Below are 23,635 nucleotides of genomic sequence, written 5' to 3' on the forward strand. Positions count from 1 at the left end.
TCCATACAAAACAATTAATTCCAGTGCTATGCCTTACAACTGTCAACCAACCCACGGGGATCAGTTGGTGTTTTATAAAAATAATTCTGATATGGATCCCGTGACGGATAACTATATTCATTTTTAAGCAATTTGTTACCGTAAACTTTAATCACTCTTAGTATTATTTTATCACTGATATCCTGCGTTATTTGCGATGCAGTTTTGCGATGTGCACCTTGCTGAGGCACGCCATTTCCGTTAAATTCAAACACACTATCTGATATGGTGCTGACCTCGATGAAAGGAATATTTGCCAGTTTTGCAACCGTAGCAGAAAACCAATCACCATCTTCATCAACTTCATGGAAAACATCATCGGTTTTCTTGATAAATGATTTATCGGCTAGCCACATTGTAGATGTACCCTGTATTCCATAATAATATATTTCTGGCTTTTGTATTTTGAATTTGCCATTAATCCAGGATGGTAATTTTTCTCTGCCAGATACGTATTGCGCCGCACAAGCGGTATATTTTTCCAACTTCTTGTTTAGGAAAAAATATTGATAATCCTGAAGACTTGACTTTCCAGAAAACTCATCCGGCGTTATTTTACCTGTTGGTGACATATAAAAATTAGTAAAATTTACCTGTTTCGTTCCTATAACAATGTCTCCCACATGCATCTTTCCTGGTGGAATATGAGCACCCGATGTCCCCGGGTAGAGCAAAGCCTTTATCTTAAAGTGATCCACCATAACTTGAGCAGTAAGTGCGCGTGTATACTCTCCACCAAATGGCTGAATACAAATAACTACAGGAATCTTATAAATACTTCCAATTTGATAATCAAATTTACCTATCTGCACAGATTTTATTTTTTTAAATTTTTTAAGGATGACAGAATAATGGGCAGGCCCAACAGGAATAAGCAGCCCTAAATACTCATTATCACTTAAACCTGCAGCTTGTTGACTAGCCCGCGCGCCGCCAACAGAAAACCAGAGGAAACTAACAGCCGATAAAATACAGATAATATGTCGTGCAAGTTTCATGAACTTAATCGCTCCTATTTTATAAAAAACTCGTGAATCATTCTTGAAATATATACCTAAACTGAGCCATTTTTCTTTTCACTGCACGCGAAGGGCCGGGCACCAGTTGGCACGCGCTGGAGCAGGCTGAACCTTCGATACCATCACCTGGGCGGTGTATCTCAAAAATTTCAGAGTTGGACTATAATCGCGATATGTTGCGCACTATTAAAGTGCTATTTTCTCATGAGAATGCATCAAAAAATGCAACACCAGATAGCCACGCCCAAGTGGCCCGTACTGCTCTCCCCACGCCAAACCCGAGGTCGATGGGAGGGGTAGACCCGTGGATGGTGGCAAAAGTGGTTATCATGATGGTGCCCTGCGTTGGCGGCTAATGGCAAAGTGCACACGGATGATGCCGATGAAGCTGTACCGATCGAGAGGTAGGCCGAATAGATAGAGCGACAGCAATGCCGCAAAGGCCGGGATACGAGTCGGCAATATGGCGTCAGGCTCCGGGTCGGCGTAAAGGCACCACCTAGTGTAGTGTTGCATTCTTGATGCCGTTTAATGGTTGGTATGGTAAAATAGGCTCCATGCTGAAGAATCCGATGGAGTCGAACATTGCGAGTGGCACCCAAAGTGACTTTAACCAGCGAAGAGCAGTCTGCACTGGCAAAGATAGTGGCTTCCCGATTAAGCAGCGTCAGATTGTCGCAGCGTGCTCAAAGCTCAAGATGGTGCTACTGGCGGCAGATGGTCTGCAAAACAAATAGATTGCGGATCGCTTAGGGGTAGATCGCATGCAAGTCGCGCGTTGGCGCCAGCGTTATCTGGAGCACCGGTTGGCCGGTATTGAACGTGACCTACCGCGTGGTGCACCACCCGTGATGGTCGATGTCGCGCGTCTGGTGGAATTGGACTACGCAAAATAAGCCGGAGGCCATCACCCACTGGAGCACGCGCAGCATGGCGGCAGAACTGGGTGTCAGTGCGGCCAGCGTTTCGCGGCATTGGCGCAAGAACGGCCTCAAGCCCCACCTGGTGCGGGGTTTCAAGGTGTCGCGTGATCCCCGGTTTATCGAGAAGCTGGAAGATATCGTGGGTTTGTATATGTCCCCACCGGAGCACGCTCTGGTGCTCTGCGTGGATGAGAAAAGCCAGGTACAGGCACTGGACCGCACCCAACCGGGATTACCGTTAAAAAGGGGGCGGGCAGAAACCATGACCCACGACTACAAGCGCAATGGCACGACGACGCTACTCGCTGCACTCAACGTACTGGATGGTCAAGTCATCGGGCAATGCCAACAGCGCCATACCCACGCTGAATGGCTGAAGCTCCTGAAAAAAATTGACCGGCAGACGCCCAAAGATAAGGAATTGCATCTGATCGCCGATAACTATGCTACGCACAAGCACCCGGTCGTACAGGAGTGGCTGACCAAGCACCCCCGTATTCACATGCACTTCACACCCACTTCGGCATCCTGGCTCAATATGGTCGAGCGATTCTTCCGTGACATCACTGCCCAGCGGCTACGCCGTGGCGTATTCACCAGTGTGCCAGAACTCATCCAGGCTATTGATGGTTACAAGGTATCCGCGCTAACGGCCATTTAAGCAGCAAACAGAATGCAACACTACACTAGAATCAGGCTGACCACTTCGCGGCCGATGTCAGTCACCAATTCCTGCCGGGTCAAGGGTAAGGGTCCAAACAAATCCAAGTCCGAAGATGACGACGATGCCATCCGCAAGGGTGGGTTGCTTAGACTCTTACCCTGCAGAGATGAGCATGGATGTGAGTGTCAAACCGTGCTTAAAAATGTCCAGGTGACAGCAAGCGTCTAATTTTGACCATGGTTATAGAGGGGGGGGACGCACATAAGCGCCGATAATGTGCGCCCATGCGGCGCGTAGCGAGATGGTCTTCCTCAGCGCTGTTCTTTGCATCCTCTCATTCTTCCAGACAGGGCAGAGCATACTCCGCTCCAGTCCTCTTGATTGTCGTCCTTGTTCCTCCTATTCGTGGATAACGGCTGAGGGCTCCCGGAAGCCCTTCCTGCGCCGCAGGCGCTCAATCAATACCTCCATCCACAGGTAGAAAGCGGGCGTGATGTAGAGCGTGAGGAATTGCGAGAACAGTAAGCCCCCGACCACGGCCACGCCCAGGGGCACCCGGCTGCTGCTCCCCGCGCCAAAACCAATGGCGATGGGCAGTACCCCGAGGATGGCGGCAAAAGTGGTCATCATGATGGGACGATAGCGTACCGCACAAGCCTCCCGAATCGCCTCTTCCGGACTGGCGCCCTCCCGTTGGCGGCTAATGGCGAAGTCCACGAGGATGATGCCGTTTTTCTTCACCAGACCCAGCAACATGATGATACCGATGAAGCTGTACAGGTCGAGGGGCAGGCCGAATAGATAGAGCGACAGCAATGCCCCAAAGGCCGCAAGGGGCAGCGCGGTCAGAATCGTTAATGGATGTAGGAAATGTTCATAGAGCACCGCCAGCACCACGTAGATCAGCAAGATGGTCGCAAACAGCAGAATCGGCAGCGCCTGGAAGGAGGACTGGAAAAGTGCGGCGTTCCCCCCAAAGCGACCATTCACCCCAGCCGGCAGCACCTTTGTGGCCATGTGCTGCACAAGCGGGATGACTTGTCCGATGGCGGTGCCGGGAGCCACGTTGAAGGATATGGTCGTCGAGGGGAGTCCCTCGTGCTGATGGAGGGACAAGGGACCCGCATCATAATGAAAGCCTACCACCGCCGATAGCGGCACCAGGTTCCCGCTGCTACTCGGCACACTCAAGGTATCGAGCGCCTGAATACTGTTCTGGTATCGTGGATTGATTTCGAGCAGGACCTCGTATTGATCGGCCGAACCATAGATGGTGCCCACCTTGCGCCCCCCGAAGGCGAGATTGAGCGTTTGTTCAATGGCTTGCGGCGTGACACCCAGGGCAGTCGCCGCGGATCGGCGGATGTGAATCGCCACCTGAGGATTATTGTTTTCCAGACTGCTATTGACGGACTGCAATTGGGGAAGACGCCGCAGTGCCTCGGTGAGGGTCTGGGTGGCCTGATTCACCGTCGACCAACGGGTACCGAGGAGCTCATAGACATATGCGCCGTTAGCCGACGCTGTCCCGCCCTGAGCCCCAGCCTGCCCCGTAAACACGATGACCGCATTGTGATATGGGGCCACAGCCTGGCGCAGGGACTGAATCACCGACGCCGTTTGCTGAGCATAGGCGGGTTTCAGACGCACGAAACAGTGGCCCTTGGTGGTGCCACTGAATGCACCGGGACCCTGCCCCGCAGAAGAAACTACCGATAGCACGGCCGGATTTTTTTGCATCGTCTGCGAAATGGCTTTTTGCTCACGGGCGATCTGACCGAAACTGAGCCCTGGGGGATAGATGATATTCACGTTCAACAGCCCTGCCTGCTGATTGGGCAAAAAGCCCTTTTGCACCAGGCCCGTCAGCGCCACGCAACCGATCAAGGTGAGGCCCGCCAGTCCCAGCATCCCCCCTTTGTGCCGGAGGGCGATGTCCAGAGAGCGCAGGTAGAGCGTCCTGCTACGCTCAAAATTTCGCTGAAATCGTCCACGATCCGCCTGATCGGTGCGATTGAGAAAACGCGCGGAGAGCGTCGGCGTGACGGTCAGGGCCACCAGACCGGACATCAGAATCACCACGGAAATGGTCACTCCGAACGCCGCGAAGAGGTGCCCGACGAATCCACCCAGGAACAGCAAAGGCAGGAAGATGATCGCGAGTGACAAGGTCATCGACAGGACGGTAAAACCGATCTCCCGACCACCGGTCAGGGCCGCAGTAAATCCGTCCTCGCCCCGGTCGAGATGTCGGTTGATGTTTTCCAGCATGACGACGGCATCGTCCACCACAAAACCGACTGCGAGCGTAAGCGCCAGAAGGGTCAGTGTATTGAGACTATACCCCAGTAGCCACATGACCAGAAATGTCCCAAGGAGCGAAAAAGGGATCGCCAGCGCGCCGATGAGCGTCGCGGCGAATCGGCGCAGAAAGATCCACATGACGCCGGCCACCAGCACGCTGGCGAGCGCCAGCGTAAAAAGTACTTGCTGGACGGCGGCACTAATGTAATCGGCCTCATTGAAAACGACTTTCAGGGTTGCACCACCGGGCGCCGTGGCAGCGAGTTGCGGAAGCAAGCGATGGATAGCTTTGGAGATGGCGACCGTATTACTACCGGGTTGACGGACCACCGCCAGAACGATACCCGGTTTTTTGTTGAGCCAGGTCTCCTGCTGATTGTACTCGGTGCTGTTGATGGCCCTTCCCACCGCACTCAAAGGCACCGGGCGCCCATTGGCGTAGGTGAGGACCAGATGATTGTAAGCGGCCGCGGTGTGCAATTGGCCATGCACTTCGGCTTGCAGGTCGGAGTGGCTGCCCTCGATGGTCCCCTGCGGCAAATCGACATTAGCGGAACCGATCGCGCTTTCAACGGCCTGCAGGCTCAGACCACGTGCGGAGAGTGCGAAGGGATTGACATAGATCCGTACCGCGTAGGTCTTGGCCCCGAAAACCTGAACATCGGCCACTCCCGGCACCGTGGAAAGGGTGGTGGCTACCCGCGTTTCGGCATAGCGGTTCAACTGGTAAAGCGGCATGTTGGGCGCCGTCAGGCCAATGAACATAATCGGTCGTGCGGAGGGGTTGAGATTTTTCACCAGCGGGGGTTGCGGCAAATCCGGGGGCAGAAAATGCTGCGCCTGGGCCACCGCATCGGACACCTCCTGCGTCGCCGCAATCGCGGAAGTGCCCAGGTTGAATTGCAGGGTGATGCGGGTCGATCCGTTCTGGCTCACCGCACTCATAGAGGAAAGGCCAGGGATGCTGGTGAACTGGCGCTCCAAAGGCGTTGCCACCGAACTCGCCATGGTTTCGGGACTGGCGCCCGGCAGGCTTCCGGTGACTAGAACCGTCGGGAAACTGACGTTGGGCAGGAGTGCCATGGGGAGCTCAAAATAGCCCACGATACCGAGCAGCACAATGGCCATGGCCAGCACGGTCGTGGCGACCGGGCGGCGGATGAAGGGTGCGGACAGATTCATGATAATCTCCCCCGGACGTGCGTGGCAGCCGGAGTAGCGGCTACAGGATGCTGATCCTCCGATGACTTCCGATGATCAGACTGCACTGGAGCGCCGGGATGCAGATGGGCGGGAGCGCCGACGATAACGGTTTCGCCGGCGTGCACGCCGCGCACGGCATCCAGCCCCCGATCCTGACCGATATAGGTCACCGGTTGCATCTGTGCCCGTCCGCCGCGAATCACGTACACAAAGGAACCTTTGACGCCTTCCTGCAACGCACTTTGGGGAATCAACAAAGCCTGTGCGAGGATTTTGCGGGTAAAGCGCACCTGAACGAAGGCACCTGGCCAGAGAGTGCCTTGGGTGTTGGGCAGAACGGCACGCGCGGTGATTGTGCCGGAGGCGGTATCAATGCTGTTGTCGACGGCGATCACCCGGCCTTTGCCCAGAAAGTGTCGGCGACCATTGCTCCACACACCTACGGTGGGCGCAGGGTTCCTCTCCGCACGGCGCAGGGCGGCCAGGTCCTTCTCCGGGAGACTGAATTCGATCTGGATGGGACGAATTTGCGTGAGCGTACACAGCAAAGTGCTGTTGGTCGTCACCAGATTACCACTCCTGATGCCGAGCAATCCGATACGACCGGCGATGGGCGCGTGGATATGGGTGTAAGAGAGATCGAGCTCGGTGGTCTGTACAGCGGCGCGATCCGCGGCGACGGTGGCAGCCTCCGTCGCCGCGGACGCCTCGGCCTGCTGGTAGGTTTGGGCCGTGACATAATCCTTGGCAATCAAGGGCTGGTAGGCTTTGACCTGAGTTTGGTCATAAGCCAGTTGCGCCTGGGCGCCGCGCAGATTGGCCATATCCTGGTGCAGCGCCGCCAGTTGCGGAGCCGGGTCGATCACGAAGAGCGGTTGGCCTTTGTGAACCCGCTCCCCCGAATGAATCATCACTTTTTCCAGCAGCCCCGAAATTTGTGGTTCAATGGACACCGAATGTATGGCAATAGCCTGCCCCAAGGTCGGTACCGTCAGAGCTAGCGGACCCGTCTGAACTTGCGCGGTAGTCACGGATACGGGGGACGGTGGGCGCAGATGCTGTGCCTGTTGGCAACCGGTGAGCACCAACGATAAAAACAGCAGGGGCAAAAACCGCACAGCGCGTTGGAAAGGACGCAAAAACAGTCTACGGGTGCGCATGGGTAGCCTCGGTATCCTGTAGGGTATGCGGTAATCCAATGTAGCCCAGGGCATCCGCGAGATTGGCCAGTTGCGTGTAAGAGGTCGTGATGTCCTGAATTTCGGTCTGCTCGGCGGTAGTCAGCGTCGCTTCGGCGGTAAGCAGATTCAGCATGGTGGAGAGCCCCACCCGATACTGGGCGCGGATCGCCTGCAGAGACGCCTGAGCACTCCGTACGGCGAGTTGGGCGGCCTGGGCCGCGCTGCGTGCGCCGACAATGGTTTGATAGTCCTGAAACACGGTGCTCTCAATCTTCTGGGTTTCCTCGTTCAGAGCGGCTTGTGCGCTGCGCGTATTGGCGCGGGCTTCGGCGATCTGATAGCTGTTCTTAAACCCCGTAAAGAGCGGAACACGCAAGGTAAAGCCGATGGACCAGTTTTGCGAAGGGAAAAGTCCATTCTGGAAGCGTTTGCCGCCACTCACTCCGAAACTCAGGGTCGGCATACCCGCCGCCTGATCGGCGCGCACCGTGGCGCGATCGGCGAGGATCTGCGCGGCCGCGGATTGAATGGCGGGATTGTCCACCCGGGCGCGATACACCAGAGCGCGTAGGGCCGGTGTCACCAAGGGTGGCAAAACATGCGTGTCGAGGGGCACTACGGGTATCGTCTTATGGGCCGACAAACCGCAGGATTCCGCCAATGCCCCTTCATCGCTGCGCACCTGCGCTGCGGCAGAGATCAGATTGGCTCTGGCCTGGGCGAGGGCGGCCTTGGCCTGCAGTACATCGGCAACCGTGGCCAGACCCGAATGCTGCTTGATAGCGGCGGCATCGAGGCTCGCAACGTCCTCCGCGACGGTTTTCTGATAGGCGCGTACCAGAGCCTGTTCGCCGAGAAGCAGGTAATAATCCTGGGTCACCGACAGGGCCACGCCCTGCAGGGCGCTATTGTTATCGAAGCCGTTGATGTAGATATCGGCTAGTGCCCCGTCGCGCTGGGCAGCACGGGCGCCGAAATCCAGGAGGACATAGCTGAGGGAGAGGTTGGTGCTGTCGCTGTTCAACACCGGTATGGAAAAACCCGCCGAGGTGTTGGATTCGGATCGCACGGCATTGCTCTGCAGAATCAACGACGGCAAATAACCTGAATCAGCCACACCCAGCCCCGCTGCCGCTGCCTGCAGATTTTCAAAAGCCACTCGAGACGCCGGATTATGGGACAGGGCGAAGGCAGTCAGGGCAGCAAGACCCATGGGGTGCGAAAATTGGACCGAAGGCGTTTGGGGCGCCCGAGGCAGATGCCGCACGTGATAAATCCAGGGCGCGCCGACTGCCGCTGCATTCCAGTAGCGGGTCCCCAGTGGATCGCTAAACAGGCCTTGAATAATCCCGGCTTGTGCTGCGGGCATTCCCAGGCCCTTGCTCCCGGCAAAGCCGCTGAGGCACGCCATGCAGCCTATGCATGTAAACGCTCGCAAGATGGTTCGCCGCCTTCTCTGGCTTCGGGGATATAGTGTGCTCATCATTGGGATAAGTTTCCCGAAAATTAGTCGCGATCCGCAAGCAATAAAATGTTAAGGGATATGAACCCCCTGTTTCAGGCCGAGACATCCCGTGATTACGCGCCTTGCGGGCGGCGTGCGCTTTTTAATAGCCTCATTCTTTCTCACCCGCCTGATAGGCTTTTACTGGTGCGCCTTTTTGCGCGGAATAGGTCTTGAGATAAGCCATGACCTGCGCGTAGGATTTGCCCCCTTTACTGGCGATCCATTCCTGTTTCATCTGCTCGGGACCGGGCACCTTGAGCAGCGTGGTCGGTGTATAGCTATCGACCTTACCCGGGGCGGGAAGACCCGCGCCGTTTTTGGTCTGATGCCTTTTGTACCAGGCCATCTCATTGGCGATCAGATAATGCCCGGTGGCCCCCGTCTCGCGGCGCAGCAGGGTGTAGTGATTGCAGGTGCCCGCATTGAAGGTGACCGGCACCTGCATGGGTAACACTGTGGTCTGAGCATAGTCCGGGTGCTTGGTCCAGATGCCCGAGAGGACGCTGGCGTTCTGGTCCCACTGGGACATCGGTGGTAGCCCGAAAGTGGCCTCTGTCGTTTTCAGGATGTTCACCTGGGAATAGAGATTGGTTTCGAGATAACCTTTTTTCACCCAGGGTCCCATGGCTAAAGCGAAGGTTCGGTGGGCATTGATGTGATCGGCGCCGGATTGGGCGTCATCCTCCGTCAGAAAAACCACCATATGCTTCCACTCCGGAGTGGTGGAAAGATAATGAATGAACTTTGCCGTGGCATAGTCATTATTGGCCACATAGTAATCCGGCGTGTAATAGCAGGATTTGCGTCCGGCCGTGTGGTCATCCGGCAACCAGATGTAGACAAAGTGGGGGAATTTAGCCCCCGGATGGGCTTTCAACCAGTTGACGGCCATTTTCTCGCGGTAGGTATCGAGGATCATGCGATCCCAGCCGGGAAAGCCCGTCGCAAGATGCTGATCCATGGCCTTGGAGATGTTACCGGCCTGGGAGCGGGAAACAAACTCCCCGAAGTCCTCGAACGACACCTGGTGGCTCAGCAGGTCGTTGAAGAGAAAGAGACGGGCTGGATAGCTGATCCAGGGATTGGACCACTTGCCGAGAACAGAAAGGTTCTCATAGATGGCATAGGGATTGTCGACCCCCTGGGGGACCCCTCCTGTGCCGGTTGCTCCCCCCGGTATCAGGGATTGCGTCCAGCCGGGATTGGCCACGAGCCCGCGACCGGAGTAGTACTCCGGCCAAGTCCGCTGCACAAAGTCCGAGTCCGATGCCGATGTGGTCCACTGATGGCCTTGGGCGGTCACTTCGCCGTCGGCCATGAAATTCACGAAGAGCGTGTTACGATGGGCGAGGTGATAGAGGTTCGGCAGTTCTTTGGGTCCATAGAGATCCAGATGCGGGTCGGCCCAGGCGCCTGCCGCTTGGTCATCGCCAAAATCCTCATCGAAGGTTTTGTTCTCACGCAGGATAAAGACGACGTAGTGGATATGCTTGCGCAGGAATACGGTGGTTTTGACGTCTTCGGAATGACGGGCGGCTCGCTGTGCTGGCGTGAATCCGTCATGGTCCAGGCTCTCCTGCGTCCAGGCTGGAAGATGAAAAGCCATGTCCCGGAGATTCACCTTCTGGACCAGACCATCCATCATGTTGCCTACCCATTGATGCTCCACATTGGGACCGGAACCAAGCCCCTTGGCGGCGGCGATGTACAGCGCATGATGCGCGTGCGTGATGGCGGTGGGATACCAGCCCGTAGGGATCAGGCCCAGGCCCTTACCCGTCTGGTCGTTGTAGACGGCGACGTCGTTGTTGCCGGCATTGGCCACAAAAAGTTTGCCATCGGTGATGGTCAGACCATCCGGATAGCTGCCCGGCGGCGCGTCGGGATAGGGGCTGTCGTTGATGAAACCCTTTACCCGCAGATCGGCGCTATCGATCTCGGCCACCCGATCGATGTTGGCCAGCGCCGCGAACACATCGGGCGAATGGGGTACCGCCGCCAGCGCTGTGGGGTGCACACCCGCGGCCGTATGGTGAGGGCCGGTGGGGGGACCAACCCGCACCGTGCCGAGCACCCGCATGGTGGCCGGATCCACCACCGCAACGGCATTGCCGCCCCAGAGGCTGACCACCAGTTTTTTCCCCTCATCGGCCAAGGTGACCGCAAAGGGATAGGGACCCACGTCGCAATAACGGGTGTGTCCAGTCTGGATATTGATGCGCGCGAGGCTGTTGGACAGCAGGCCGGTTACGTACAGATGCCGCTTCCGTGGTCCCACGGCGATGGCGTCCGGATAAAAGAGTCGCGGCTTGCCGATATGGTGTCCCTGGTATGCATAGGGATACTGATCTTTAGGGAAAGACTGCCAGGCCAGATGATAGCGGCGCAACAGGGTCGGTTTGCCCATCTGCAGGGTAAACGCCGCCACATCGCTGCTGTCGCCGCCAGCGGCGTAAAGCACATGGTCAGGTCCCACCGCCATACCCTGGAAAAAACTCTGGTGCCCTAGGGCCTCCCCGTGCAGATCGGTGGCGTCCGTGGGCATCGGCGCGGCTTTCTTGGCACTTTTTTTATAAGCGGCAATTTCCGCTACCCGATGCAGAGTGTGCTGATCGTAGAGGGTGATGGTCTGTGCCCGGCTGGCCCCGTTCGCTATAGCCGCGATGCGGTCGCCCAGGGGCACGACCGCGGTCACAAAATTGGGGGCACCATTGACCAGACCGACGGGGCTGACGATCCGCCCCGTCGGCAACACATGGGTCACCCAGTCCTGGTTCGCCGAATTGATATGAATCGGGGCGTTGATGTTGCGCGTGTTTGAAGCCCCCACATAGGCAAAAGCCGGCATCGAAAATATCAAAGCAGAACCAACAGCACATGCTACGATGGAATTCCATTTTTTCACGGCTTTATATCCTGATCATTTATCCAGAGTGGCCGGAGAGATGCACCGACCCATCGAACATCATGGGATGTTTGTGCATCTTTTGGTAAAGGGTGGGTGGTCAACAGCCCCCACCCCAGGCTTGGGAATACCGCATCTTCCCGGTCGGCAATGGTGATGGCGAAATGGAACCGATGCCGCCCCGGATCAAGGGCTTCCATATGATCACCACGCCCCGACACTAGAATTTCAGCGTCACACTACCGAACACGAAGCGTGGCATCCCTTCCAGGACCGACAGGTAGGTGTTGCCTGAATAATCGGTGTTGCTGTACCCCTGTGGAAAGTAATGGCGATTGAGCAGATTGTCGATATTCAGTGCCAGCTTCACGCTCTTCACATGATCAGTGTGAATCGGAATCGTATCCTCTACGCCCAGGTTCAGCAGGAAGTAAGACGGTATGGTCTGGCTGGTCGGTGTGCCGGCGAACTGCTGGCTGACATACTCGGAGGAGACATATTTTCCGTCGATATGGGCATGCACATGGTGATAGCCCCAGTCCAAGCCCACATTGAACATGTTTCTGGGCACATCCGCTAATGGCTGTCCTGCCTGCACGGTCCCCGCATAGGAGGAATGAAAAGACGAGGTGAACACCGCCTGATTATAGGAATAATTGGCAATGGCCGCCCAATGACCCAGGAGGAAGTGTCCGAGACGCTGCTCCAAGGCCAGTTCTACCCCCTCATAGCGTGAGCTGCCTCCATTGTAAGTATTGCTTATTCCAGAGGAATTCGTGTTGGTTAAAAAGGTATTTGTAAATTGCTCCAGATAGGCATTAACGCTCCCCATAAATCCATGATGACGATACCGCGTGCCCAGCTCGTAATCAGTTACATATTCTGGTGTAACGGTTACCGGCGCCACAATATACTGGCCGGCATTATTTTGTTCGGCGATGTTACTGTAATAAGCGCCAATATTCGGGAACTTGATGTTCCGGCCCCAGGAACCGTAGAAACTCAGGCCATGGAGGGGGGCATAACTGATACCAATGGTTGGGGAAGTAAATGCCTGACTGTTGGCCACACTTCCGCCAATCGGATAATAAAAACCGATATTGTCTGAGCTTACGGTATAAGCATACAGATACTTGATGCCTGGGGTAATGTGTACCTTGCCGCCCAACAAGCTGATGTTGTCCTGAACATATACCGAAGCAAGCAGGCGCTCATCATGTTCATCCCAGGCATTATTATACTGTGAAACTTGTGGTACAGGAGCAGAGCCATACCAGTATTCCGCGCTGTGCAACATGCCGTAACTAACATTGCCGCCGAGGGTCACCAAATTGTGCGGCAGAATGAATTGCGCCTTGGGCTGAAACCCCACGGCTGTGCTTATTTCCTCGTATAGATTATAATCTGTGCCATAATGCGTCGATCCAAAAATGGCACTGGGATCATAGGTGGGTGGCACCGGATAGGAAAGCCAAAATGGGTATCCGGTACTCTGATTCGGAAGATAGTAAGGCTGCGTGGCGCTTTGATCAAACGCCGGATTTGTATAGGCGGTGCGTTGGTAAATCTTATTCCGCACGTATACCTTTCCACCAACAATAACATGACGATTTATGGTACTCTTGTCACCCAGGATGGCGGTAAGTTCAGTATCCTTATTCGATGATGTTGAATAATTCAACGGCCAGTTGTAGTTGTACCCGTATTGCTGAATCAGCGCCTGTGGAACGCTGTGCGGGGTATACCCTACGTTATGATTGACAATCACATGGGCCGACATTTTTGACAAGCCATGGTCATAGGGCAGGATGCCAGCGTAATAGTAGTTGGTATTCTGGTTGCCGGAATTCTGCAACCAGCCATTGCTGGTCTGCCGATTGTAGGCAAACAGCGAGCGGAAGCCGTCAATGGAGCCAGTGTTGAACAAGGCGTTCCATTGAAAAGTGCCGAAGCTGCCGTAACCCATACCTACCGACCCACCCATGGTCTTGCTCGGTTGCCGTGGCTGATAGTTAATGGTGCCACCCAGAGAGTTGTACGAGTTGACCGAAGGGTTGTTGATGCCGTTGTAAATATTGATTCCGGAGATATCATTGAGAGTTAAAGGTACGGCGTTGCGCTGAGACGCCTGCTGTGAACCACCGTTGAAAAGGCCATTGAGGGAAACGCCATCAAAAGTTTCAGAGAACTGACCGCTTGTAAAGGCGCGGAAGGTGATAGTACTACGCATCCCGTTAGGTCCTGTACTAAAAGCGTTGATGGAGGGCTTGCGGGCCAGGATGGTTTGGGCGTTCTGCATCGGCGAGGCACGCCGCACCACTTTGGCGGTGATCACATGTTCTGAATAGGTGGCCTTCAATGGCACTTTCTTTTTGGCTGACACCTTTGCTTTTTTCGAAACTTGCCCCACCTGAACCGGGGTTTTAGTTGTACTTTGGGCATAGGCCATGGGCGTCATGACACTTATTCCGGCACTACCCAAGGCCAAAAGCAATATGTGACGATGCAGATGCTGCATTAGTATAATCCTCCATGGTAATAAAGGGTATGCAAACTCAGTACCAGAGCTAACCTGCGTTGCAGGGCGACAATTATCTTGATCAACTGGCAACCGCCCCACATCTCCTTTGCTCGTTGATGATGCGACAATAACTAAGCAAAACTCGCGCCATTTGAACAACAAACGTAACCGCATGTTTTTATTGTTAATGCCAAACACCTTTCATGATCATCGTCCCGTGACATCGCACCAAAACGGTGCGGACTGTTTATAATAATGATCATCGTGGTGCATTTTGGAAACTCGGAAGACATCATCAAGAGAAAACAGATAAAAATAGTTGTAGAACTATTGAGCTATGGAGCAACCCACTGAACAACAGCAAGTAAAGACTTGCGCGCGGGGCTTGTTGGGATAAAGGAGATCATACAGCCCTGGAGCGCGCATTTGTCATCAGGAGGTGGTGCGCTGTCTCGCTTGGCAAGCGTCGATCAATCCACGCGGATCCATTGGCGTTCTATAAAAGGAAACCGGATATGGATTCCGTAACGGGTAACTATATTTTTTGTTTAAAAGATTATAACCGTATGTTTTAATCACTCTAAGTATTATTTTATCACTGATATCCTGTGCAATTTGCGACGCAGTCTTGCGATGTTCGCCCCGAGGAGGGACACCGCTTCCACTGAACTCAAACACACTGTCCGATATCGTACTGACCTCGATAAAAGGGATCTTAGCTAGTTTTGCGACCGTAGCGGAAAACCAATCACCGTCTTCATCGACCTCATGGAAAACGTCGTCGGTTTTCTTGATAAATGATTTATCAGCAAGCCACATGGTAGACGTTCCTTGTATTCCATAATAGTATACTGCTGGTTTTTGTATTTTGTATTTACCATTGATCCAAGATGGCAATGCTTCTCTATCTGACACATACCGCGCCGCACAAGCGGTGTATTTTTCCAACTTCTTGTTTAGGTAAAAATATTGATAACCCCGAAGACTTGACTTTCCAGAGAATTCGTCAGGTGTTATTTTACCTGTTGGTGACATATAAAAATTAGTAAAATTTACCTGTTTCGTTCCTATAACAATGTCTCCCACATGCATCTTTCCTGGTGGAATATGAGCACCCGATGTCCCCGGGTAGAGCAAAGCCTTTATCTTAAAGTGATCCACCATAACTTGAGCAGTAAGTGCGCGTGTATACTCTCCACCAAATGGCTGATTACAAATAACTACGGGGATCTTATAAATACTTCCAATTTGATATTCAAATTGACCTATCCGTACTGACTTTGTTTTTTTAAATTTTTTCATTATGACCGCATAGTGGGCAGGCCCAACAGGAATTAGTAGCCCTATATAGGCATTACTATTCCTATCGGAGATCCGTAGACCAGCTTGCGCACCACCCACAAAAAAAACAGGAAACTAGCTGTTGATATGGCATAAACAATATGTCGCCAGAATTTCATGAGCTTTAAATTCATTTTTTGCCTCATTAGAAAATTTCCTCCCAGCCTTGCAACACGTGTCATATTATCCGTTCTTATATTTCCACTGCCCGCGCAGCGGCTTGGCACAATGAGGATCCTAGCGCCCGTCTATGCCCTTGCTGTCATAACCCAGGCAGCGCCCCTTTTATTCAGCGCGCCGTTTTAGTGCGTTCGGCATTGCACCAACAACACCAAGGATGACCTCCCTCACACACAGCGCTATACGCTCTAACGACGCCACACTCGCGGCCTCGACCCGTGTCACCAAAACCGGCTGCGTATTGGATGCCCGGATCAGTGCCCAGCCGTCCGCAAACTCCAGGCGTAAGCCATCCAGGGTGATAATCCGCGCCTCTGGGAATAGCGTTCTCGCTTCGCGCATCAGCACAGACATCACCTTTTGCGCTTCACCTTCGGCCATCGCCATCCGTTGTTCTGGCGTGCTGGGTAGCTTGGGCAGGGTTTCCAGAATATTGCTGGCCGTGAGCCCCTCTTTCACCGCTTTGGTAAGGATTTCCAACAGTCGCGCCGCGGCGTACATCCCGTCGTCAAAACCCGGCCAGCGGTCCCGAAAAAAGAAATGCCCAGCGAGTTCGGCACCGACAGGAGCATCCAGTTCTTCCATCTTTGTCTTGACCAGAGAATAACCTGTTTTCCACATGACCGGCTTCCCCCCGGCGGTACGAATGATATCTGGCAGTAAGGAGGTGGATTTCACGTCATAGATCACTGGCGCACCGGGATAGTCAGGCAAAATATCTCGGGCAAAAAGCATGAGTAAACGATCTGCCAGAATCACTTCACCATGAGCACTGACCACCACCAGACGATCGCCGTCACCATCAAAAGCCAGCCCGAGATCCAGCTTGTTCCGGTGAATCAAGGCAATCAAGTCCTGCAGATTTTTTTCATCCGTGGGATCTGCAGGATGGTTGGGGAAGCGTCCATCCACTTCCACGTACAAACCATGCACGACACATCCTAGTTTGCGGAATAATTCGGGGGCGACAATCCCGGCAACGCCATTACCACAATCCATACCGATATGCAGCGGTTGCGCTAAATGCACGTCCGACACAATACGCTGAATGTAGGCATCCAGCACCCCACGCTGCGACAGCTGTCCATGCACTTTTCCGGATGCGAAATCCTGCTCACACAAGCGACGATAAATATCCTGGACATGCTCCTCATGCAGGGTCTGTCCCATCAACACCGTCTTGAATCCATTGTAATCCGGTGGATTGTGACTGCCGGTCACCATGACTCCACCATCGGCACGCAGGTGCTGCACGGCAAAGGAAAGGACTGGCGTTGGTACCATGCCGACATCCAGAACATCACAACCGACCGAGCACAGTCCCATCGCCAGGGCATGGTGAAAGGCCAGACCAGACAAACGTCCATCGCGCCCCACCGCGATAACCCGCCCACCGCGGGCGAGGAGTTCACTGCCGATGGCGCGCCCGAGATTTTCAACCAGTTCCGGCGTCAAATCACGGTCAACCACGCCGCGAATGTCATACGCCCGAAAAATATCGGCGGGAATATTCATCGGGCATCCGCTGCTGCGTGACGCTTCACGGTTTCACGTGCAACCAGTGCCAAACGCTCTTTGACCTGGGCATAAACCCCCTCCTGTACCGACTCGCTCTGGGTCCGCAGGGCGATGACCCCACAGAGTGAAGCTGCATGCAACCCGAAGGTGCGAACGATGGTAAATAGCGCCGAAGTCTCCATCTCGAAATTCAGGACGCCCAATTGCTGCCATTCATCAAGACTGCCCTGGAAGCGCCGCTGAACGTAACCTGAGAACGAGTCATAGCGCTCCTGCCCCGGCCAGAAACTGTCGGAGGAACAGCAAATCCCGGTCTGATACGAAAAGTTGTGGTGTACCGCCGCTTCGACCAGTTTCTGAGTCAGAGACAGGGAGGCCACCGCCGGATATTCCACCGGCGCATAGTGGCCCGACGTACCCTCCAACCGCACCGCGCCTTCACTGATAATCAAATCACCCAAAGCGATGTGAGGCTGAATGGCACCGGTGGTCCCCAGACGCAGAAAATGGGTAACCCCAAGGCGCGCCAGTTCCTCAACAGCAATGCCTGTAGAAGGAGAACCAATTCCGGTAGACATCACCAGAACTGGCGTATCGTCCACATAACCCAGGGCCGAACGATATTCGCGATGCCTGGCCAGTTCAATAGCGCGGTCCAGGCATCTGGCAATCGGCTCTACCCGGTCAGGGTCGCCCGGCAATAAAACATATCGGGCACCACGCAGCATCGCTCGGGATAGGCCGATGTGGTACTGAACGGCTGTTGAATCACAGACTACACCAGTCATTCTCCATCCCCTTCCTGTAAAAGATTATCCAGTAACGCGCTGGCACCTATGCGCACCTTATCCGGCGCCAGAAAGGTGCTACCCATATGCGTTTCGATGATCTGTAAATACTGCTTCAGTTGGGCGGAGCTACGGACACCGCCAGCCACCTTAATACCCAGGGCTCGCCCACTTTCGCGGTATTCATGCACCACCTGCATAAGGTCTTTCACCGCCTCCAGGGTGGCTCCAACTGCGCTCTTGCCGGTTGAGGTCTTCAAAAAGGTTACTCCCGTAGCCGCCGTTTCCTGCGCCAGTTGGATCCGCTGCGTGGCCAAAGGAATAGCGCCCGTTTCCAGAATGGCTTTAATGCGTGCCCGGCCATTGACCCAGTGTTGCATCGCCTCCAGGAGCGTGAAAATTGCACGGTGGTCTCCCGCCAGCCAGGCCTTGTAAGGAACCACCACATCTATTTCTTCCGCACCATCGGCCAGAACATTTTCCACTTCCTTTTGGGTTTCCCGGATACTTTGCTCGCCGCCTGGGAAATTCACCACGGTTGCAATGGCAACGGAACTGCCTTGCAACAACCCCTGAGCCAGGGCCACATAAGCCGGATGAACACAAACGGCAGCCACCGCACCCAATGGCGTCTGCGCTCTGGCACAGAGCGCTTCGATGGCCGCCTCGTCACCTGCTACGGCCTCTAGTCGGGTCAGATCAAGCAGACCGATGCGTTGGGCGGTAGAGAGGCTCACTGACCGCACCCCTGTAGATCCGCCGCCCCAAAACTATTGGGCAACAAATCGCTAAAGGCCATACGCTGCGGACTACCCGCCAGCGTCGCTGTATAGACCCACATCGTAGGCGACGCAAATTCGTTGAGCCGCTGCCGACAACTGCCGCAAGGCCAGGCTGGGGAATGTCCCTTGCAGGCAATATAGGCCGCTCGAATAGGCATTGGACCGAGGGTGGCGATCATTTGACCGAGCGCTACTGCCTCCGCACAAAGTCCAGAGGGATACGCCGCATTTTCAATATTGCAGCCTTGGAAAATGCGCCCGGACCCGGTAAGCAGGGCCGCACCCACTGGAAAATGGGAGTAAGGCGCATAGGCGTGCTTCAACATCGCTTCCGCTGCCTTACGTAATTGGGCGAGAGTTGCTTCTGAAATCTCTGCAGCTATCAGGGGACAGTTCATGCCATTTTTCTCCGTTGCACACGTTGTTCCATAAAGCGGAGGCCACCGTAATAAATCACCGCCGTCATCAGGGCGGAGCACACTTTCCAGGGCAATATATGAATGAGTACTGGAGCAATCAAAAAGCCCAGCTGTGCCAGAACAATCCCGAAGATCAACACGCCGAGTGCCCAGGGTGCTGGCCACAGAAAATAATCCGTCCAGGTATGTGCCCGTTGATAAAACAAGGAAATTGCATCGTTGTAGTGCTGGCCATGAAACCAATCGATCACCAGAATGAAGCTAAAAGGAAAAAGTAAAGATCCCAGCATGGAAAGAAACCCCTCAACAAGGTTCAGAATCCCTGCGATTGCCAGCAGAGTGGCAAAAACGCCGAGCAAAATGACGATGGCAGGCTGCATAAACCGATGTGGTTTACCGGCGATGTTAATGACGGCAAGCAGCTTGGTCACCGCTGGATACAAGTTCATAGCGTTGGTATGAGCGATGGCGAGAATCACCCCTATAGCAGATATTTCCCCCCAGAATGGGAGGTTTTTACCGAGCAAAGCGATATTCCAGTCCCCCGTCATCTGCAGCGATACCAGACCTAAGAGGCCCATGAAAAGTACCGCAGACATCACGCCAATGGCGGGGGAAAGCAAATAAAGCGTCCGGTCTGATAAGTTTTCCTGTGCACTAAGTGGAACACAAAAGCGGGTAACTGTGGGAAAGTCATAGGCCCAGGCCAACAGACTAAAACTCAGCACCAAATCGATATCCCTGCCCCAATCCACACCTTCAGTCGCCACCGGAAGAACAAAGGTATGTTGAGTAAACAGATAATAGACCAGCACCGCATAGCAGAGCAGAAAAAGCAACGCCGTGTACCTATAAAACTTTTCCAGCATCTCCATGCCAAAAAATACCAGGACAATTTGTAGTACGCCCAAAACGATATACCAGAGCATGCCAAAGCCTGGAAACAAGGTGTCGAGAATATTCCCGCCGACGTCCGTATTCAGACCGAACCAGCCGGCACCGACGATGGTATATAAAATAGCCAGCAGGGTGGCGCCCCCAATACCAAAAGTACGTCGCGCCATCACCATGGAGATGATGGGGGCCTGACGACCCATATGCGATAACAGCATCGCCGGTATCAGCCCGATACCGGTGGCAAGTAATACGATCAAGACGAAATTCCACAGTCCGATACCATGGAGCAGTAAACCAATCACCGGCGTCGTTGCCGAGGCGGAGGCGAGCGCCCAGATCAGGAATAACATGCCGGGGCGCATGGTACGGTCCTGATCCGGCACCGGTGCCACGCCCAAGGTTTCCACATGATGGGTCTCCAAATTCGCCGGTTCAGTCATGCGCTACACCCTCACGTATTGGTTCCGACTTGCCGCTGCGAATACCGGCATTGCCCAGAAAATACCGCAGCCCCCCATAACTGAAGCTAGCCACTGAAAAGGTCCAGAACCAGCCGTAGACATAGAGTTGATCGAAAAAGCCGGGGTGCGCGACGATTCCGCCGGGGGCCTGCGCTGCCGCCACGAAACCCGGTATGATAGGCAGAATAGCGATGGCCATGGCGACGAAAGCCCAGCCGTTCCAGCGTGGATAGACACCATCCTGAAGATAAAGATCGCGCAACGACAACTGCCGTCGGCGCACCCACCAGTAGTCGGTGATCATGATCCCGGCGATAGCGCCAAGCAGACTACCGTAGCCCGCGAGCCAGGTGAAAATATAAGCAGAGGCATTCTCCATGAGCAACCAGGGGCACATCAAAACCCCCACCACCCCGGTAATGATGCCGCCCACCCGAAAGCTGATCGCCTGAGGTGCCAGATTGGAAAAATCATTAGAAGGAGAGACCACATTGGCGCCCATATTGATGCTGGTTTGCGCCAGCAAAATAGCCCCCATGGCGACCACCAGAATCCAGCCGTTCTGGCTGATGGCTGGGATCAGGGTGATGGGATTCCACAGGGTTTCATGAAAAATACCCATGGCCGCGGCCGTCACAAAAATGCCGGCAAAGCTGGTGCCCACCATCCCCAGCGGCAAACCGATGGACTGTCCCAGTATCTGCGCCTTCTGTGAGCGGGCGAAGCGGGTGAAGTCCGGGATATTCAGACTCAGGGTCGCCCAATAGCCCACATTCGCGGCGAGACCGGGCCAGAATATTTCCCAGAAGGTGTGCGTAGAGGGTTTTGCCAGTAGCTCCGAGTTACGTAACACCGCCGTAAAACCCTGTCCGGCAATCAGCGCCCAGAGGAAGAGCAGTAAAAGCAGTACGATCAGTACCGGCGCGGCCATGGTTTCAAAGCGCTTAATCGCACGCATTCCACGCAGGACGATGGCCATTTGCAGCATCCAGAACAGGCCAAAGGCGATAAACTGATGACCACTGATCTGCGCCCACGAACTCCAGAAATGAGTCATGAGCGCTGACAGCGCCAGTCCGCCCAGCCAGGTCTGAATACCGAACCAGCCACAACCCACCAGACCGCGCGCCATGGCCGCTGCCTTGGCACCCGTGGTTCCGAACGATGCGCGGACAAAAACCGGGAAAGGAATGCCATAGCGCACACCCACATAAGCATTGAGCAACATGGGAATCAGCACCAGCAGGTTGCCAAGCGTTACGGTGCACAATGCCTGCCACCAGGTCATCCCCGCCATCATCAATCCGGACGCCAGGGTATAGGTAGTAAGAACGGCGGACATGCTGATCCAGAGCGCCGTGATATTCCAGGTGTTCCAGGTCCGTTCTGCGGCACCCACGGGGGCGAGATCCGGATTGTAGAGAGGAGAACCTGCCACCTCCGCCTTCAGGCTGGTCAGCGCTGCCCCTTCCGGGACGTCAATTGCCGACCAAGCGGTCTGCCGGGTATCGCGCGACGCGGTCATTTCAATGATCCGGCCGACCACGGTTCACGACCCGGGCCGGATGGCGGTCATTGTGCTGTTGCTGGGCGCGCATGAAGGGGGCAAAAGCCGGACGCGAAACATAATGACCCATGCCGGGCTCCACCTGCAGGCGACCGTGCGCAAACACCACTTTTCCCTGACTTATGGTGTATACGGGGCCACCGCTGACTTCCATACCCTCAAACACGTTGAAATCGACCTGCTGATGCTGGGTTTCCGCGGCGATCGTCCGGCGCAACTGCGGGTCCCAGACGACGATATCCGCATCGCCGTCCGCCTGAATCACTCCCTTGCGCGGATAAACATTAAAAATCCGGGCGGTGTTGCTGGAAGTCAGTGCCACAAAATCGTTGGCCGTCAGGCGCCCCATATTCACGCCATGGTGCCAGAGCACCGCCATCCGGTCCTCGACACCGGCGGTACCGTTGGGAATCCGCGCAAAATTCTCCTGACCCATGGCCTTCTGGTCCCCGCAGAAACAACAGTGATCAGTCGCGGTGGTCTGCAAAATACCGCCGCTCAGTGCCTCCCACAGGGCTTCCTGATGCGGACGTGGGCGGAAAGGCGGGCTCATGACGTGTGCCGCGGCGCGCTTCCAGTCCTTGTCGTAATACACCGATTCGTCAATCAGTAAATGCTGGGTCAGGCATTCGCCGAAGACCCGCTGCCCCTGACGGCGCGCGCGCGCAATGGCGTCCACGGATTCGATGGACGAATTGTGGACCAAATAGATAGGCACGCCGAGAATACCCGCAATTTGAATAACCCGTTGTGCAGCCTCTCCTTCAACTTTGGGGGGACGCGATTGGGGATGCCCCTCCGGACCGATAATGCCCTTTTTCAGCAAGAGTTTTTGCAGATAGTCAACTAATTCGCCATTTTCGGCATGCACCGTCGGCAACGCACCCAGTGCCAGTGCACGCGGGAAACTCTGGGTGAGCACGCCATCGTCGGCCATGATGGCCCCTTTATAGGCCATGAAATGCTTGAAGCTGTTGACCCCCCAGTCACGCACCAAAGTACCCATGTCTTCATACACCGATTCGTCCCACCAGGTGATGGCAACGTGGAAGGAGTAGTCGGCACAGCTCTTTTCCGCCCACGCGCGCCACTTATGGTAGGCATCCAGAAGGCGTTCGCCGGGATTGGGAATGACGAAATCGATGATCATGGTGGTGCCGCCCGCGAGTGCCGCCGCCGTGCCGCTGAAAAAATCCTCGCTGGCGACCGTGCCCATAAAGGGCAACTGCATGTGGGTGTGGGGATCGATGCCGCCGGGCATGACCAGGCACCCTGCCGCATCCACGATCTCCACACCTGGCGGCGCACTGAGCCCCTGTTCGACGGCGACGATCTTTCCCGCCTCGCAATACACATCGGCGGCAAAACTCCGGTCGGCATTGACCACGGTCCCGTTTCTGATCAGTAGTGACATCG

Annotated in this window: 15 protein-coding genes and 1 pseudogene; 1 reads left to right on the forward strand and 15 read right to left on the reverse strand. The window is 54.9% G+C overall.

What is annotated here, in order from left to right; translation table 11 throughout:
• Positions 1-26 precede the first annotated feature (26 nt).
• The gene (locus H2515_RS12460) at positions 27-1,037 is read right to left on the reverse strand and encodes a phosphorylase family protein (RefSeq protein WP_198660275.1); all 1,011 of its coding nucleotides are present in this window, start codon (positions 1,035-1,037) and stop codon (positions 27-29) included.
• A 606-nt stretch (positions 1,038-1,643) separates the two neighbouring features.
• Between H2515_RS12460 and H2515_RS12475 the strand changes: the two are divergent.
• Positions 1,644-2,615 (forward strand): annotated as a pseudogene (locus tag H2515_RS12475) (IS630 family transposase); the annotation flags it as partial.
• A gap of 429 nt (positions 2,616-3,044) precedes the next feature.
• Here H2515_RS12475 and H2515_RS12480 read toward each other — a convergent pair.
• From H2515_RS12480 to hydA, 14 genes are all read right to left on the reverse strand, one after another.
• Positions 3,045-6,131 carry an efflux RND transporter permease subunit gene (locus tag H2515_RS12480; protein ID WP_198660279.1) on the reverse strand — a complete coding sequence of 1,029 codons (3,087 nt, stop codon included), beginning with the start codon at positions 6,129-6,131 and terminating at the stop codon, positions 3,045-3,047.
• The gene (locus H2515_RS12485) at positions 6,128-7,312 is read right to left on the reverse strand and encodes an efflux RND transporter periplasmic adaptor subunit (RefSeq protein WP_198660280.1); all 1,185 of its coding nucleotides are present in this window, start codon (positions 7,310-7,312) and stop codon (positions 6,128-6,130) included. Before H2515_RS12485 ends, H2515_RS12480 begins: the two co-directional genes overlap by 4 nt.
• On the reverse strand, positions 7,299-8,744 hold the full coding sequence (locus H2515_RS12490) for a TolC family protein (protein ID WP_232821383.1): 1,446 nt from the start codon (positions 8,742-8,744) through the stop codon (positions 7,299-7,301). Before H2515_RS12490 ends, H2515_RS12485 begins: the two co-directional genes overlap by 14 nt.
• A gap of 205 nt (positions 8,745-8,949) precedes the next feature.
• The gene (locus H2515_RS12495) at positions 8,950-11,745 is read right to left on the reverse strand and encodes a bifunctional YncE family protein/alkaline phosphatase family protein (RefSeq protein ID WP_232821384.1); all 2,796 of its coding nucleotides are present in this window, start codon (positions 11,743-11,745) and stop codon (positions 8,950-8,952) included.
• Entirely contained in the window at positions 11,742-11,945 is a 204-nt protein-coding gene (locus H2515_RS12500; protein ID WP_198660282.1) for a hypothetical protein, read from the reverse strand. Before H2515_RS12500 ends, H2515_RS12495 begins: the two co-directional genes overlap by 4 nt.
• Before the next feature lie 20 nt (positions 11,946-11,965).
• Positions 11,966-14,464, reverse strand: a complete 2,499-nt coding sequence (locus H2515_RS12505) for a TonB-dependent receptor (protein WP_232821386.1) — start codon at positions 14,462-14,464, stop codon at positions 11,966-11,968.
• Between the two features lie 234 nt (positions 14,465-14,698).
• Entirely contained in the window at positions 14,699-15,568 is an 870-nt protein-coding gene (locus tag H2515_RS12510; protein ID WP_198660283.1) for a phosphorylase family protein, read from the reverse strand.
• 324 nt (positions 15,569-15,892) lie between these two features.
• Positions 15,893-17,302, reverse strand: coding sequence for a phosphomannomutase/phosphoglucomutase (locus H2515_RS12515; protein WP_198660284.1), 1,410 nt, complete (start codon positions 17,300-17,302; stop codon positions 15,893-15,895).
• Entirely contained in the window at positions 17,299-18,093 is a 795-nt protein-coding gene (gene udp, locus H2515_RS12520) for a uridine phosphorylase (protein WP_065412965.1), read from the reverse strand. Before udp ends, H2515_RS12515 begins: the two co-directional genes overlap by 4 nt.
• A complete protein-coding gene (gene deoC / locus H2515_RS12525) occupies positions 18,090-18,830 on the reverse strand; it encodes a deoxyribose-phosphate aldolase (protein ID WP_198660285.1) in 741 nt (246 codons plus the stop codon). The genes udp and deoC overlap by 4 nt, the downstream gene beginning before the upstream one ends.
• Positions 18,827-19,273, reverse strand: coding sequence for a cytidine deaminase (cdd, locus tag H2515_RS12530; RefSeq protein WP_198660286.1), 447 nt, complete (start codon positions 19,271-19,273; stop codon positions 18,827-18,829). The genes deoC and cdd overlap by 4 nt, the downstream gene beginning before the upstream one ends.
• A complete protein-coding gene (locus H2515_RS12535; RefSeq protein ID WP_065412968.1) occupies positions 19,270-20,631 on the reverse strand; it encodes a purine-cytosine permease family protein in 1,362 nt (453 codons plus the stop codon). The genes cdd and H2515_RS12535 overlap by 4 nt, the downstream gene beginning before the upstream one ends.
• Positions 20,624-22,177, reverse strand: a complete 1,554-nt coding sequence (locus H2515_RS12540) for an NCS1 family nucleobase:cation symporter-1 (RefSeq protein ID WP_198660287.1) — start codon at positions 22,175-22,177, stop codon at positions 20,624-20,626. Before H2515_RS12540 ends, H2515_RS12535 begins: the two co-directional genes overlap by 8 nt.
• Before the next feature lies 1 nt (position 22,178).
• On the reverse strand, positions 22,179-23,633 hold the full coding sequence (gene hydA / locus H2515_RS12545) for a dihydropyrimidinase (RefSeq protein ID WP_198660288.1): 1,455 nt from the start codon (positions 23,631-23,633) through the stop codon (positions 22,179-22,181).
• Positions 23,634-23,635: the final 2 nt, after the last annotated feature.

Source organism: Acidithiobacillus ferrivorans (genome assembly GCF_016250455.1).
GTDB lineage: Bacteria > Pseudomonadota > Gammaproteobacteria > Acidithiobacillales > Acidithiobacillaceae > Acidithiobacillus > Acidithiobacillus ferrivorans.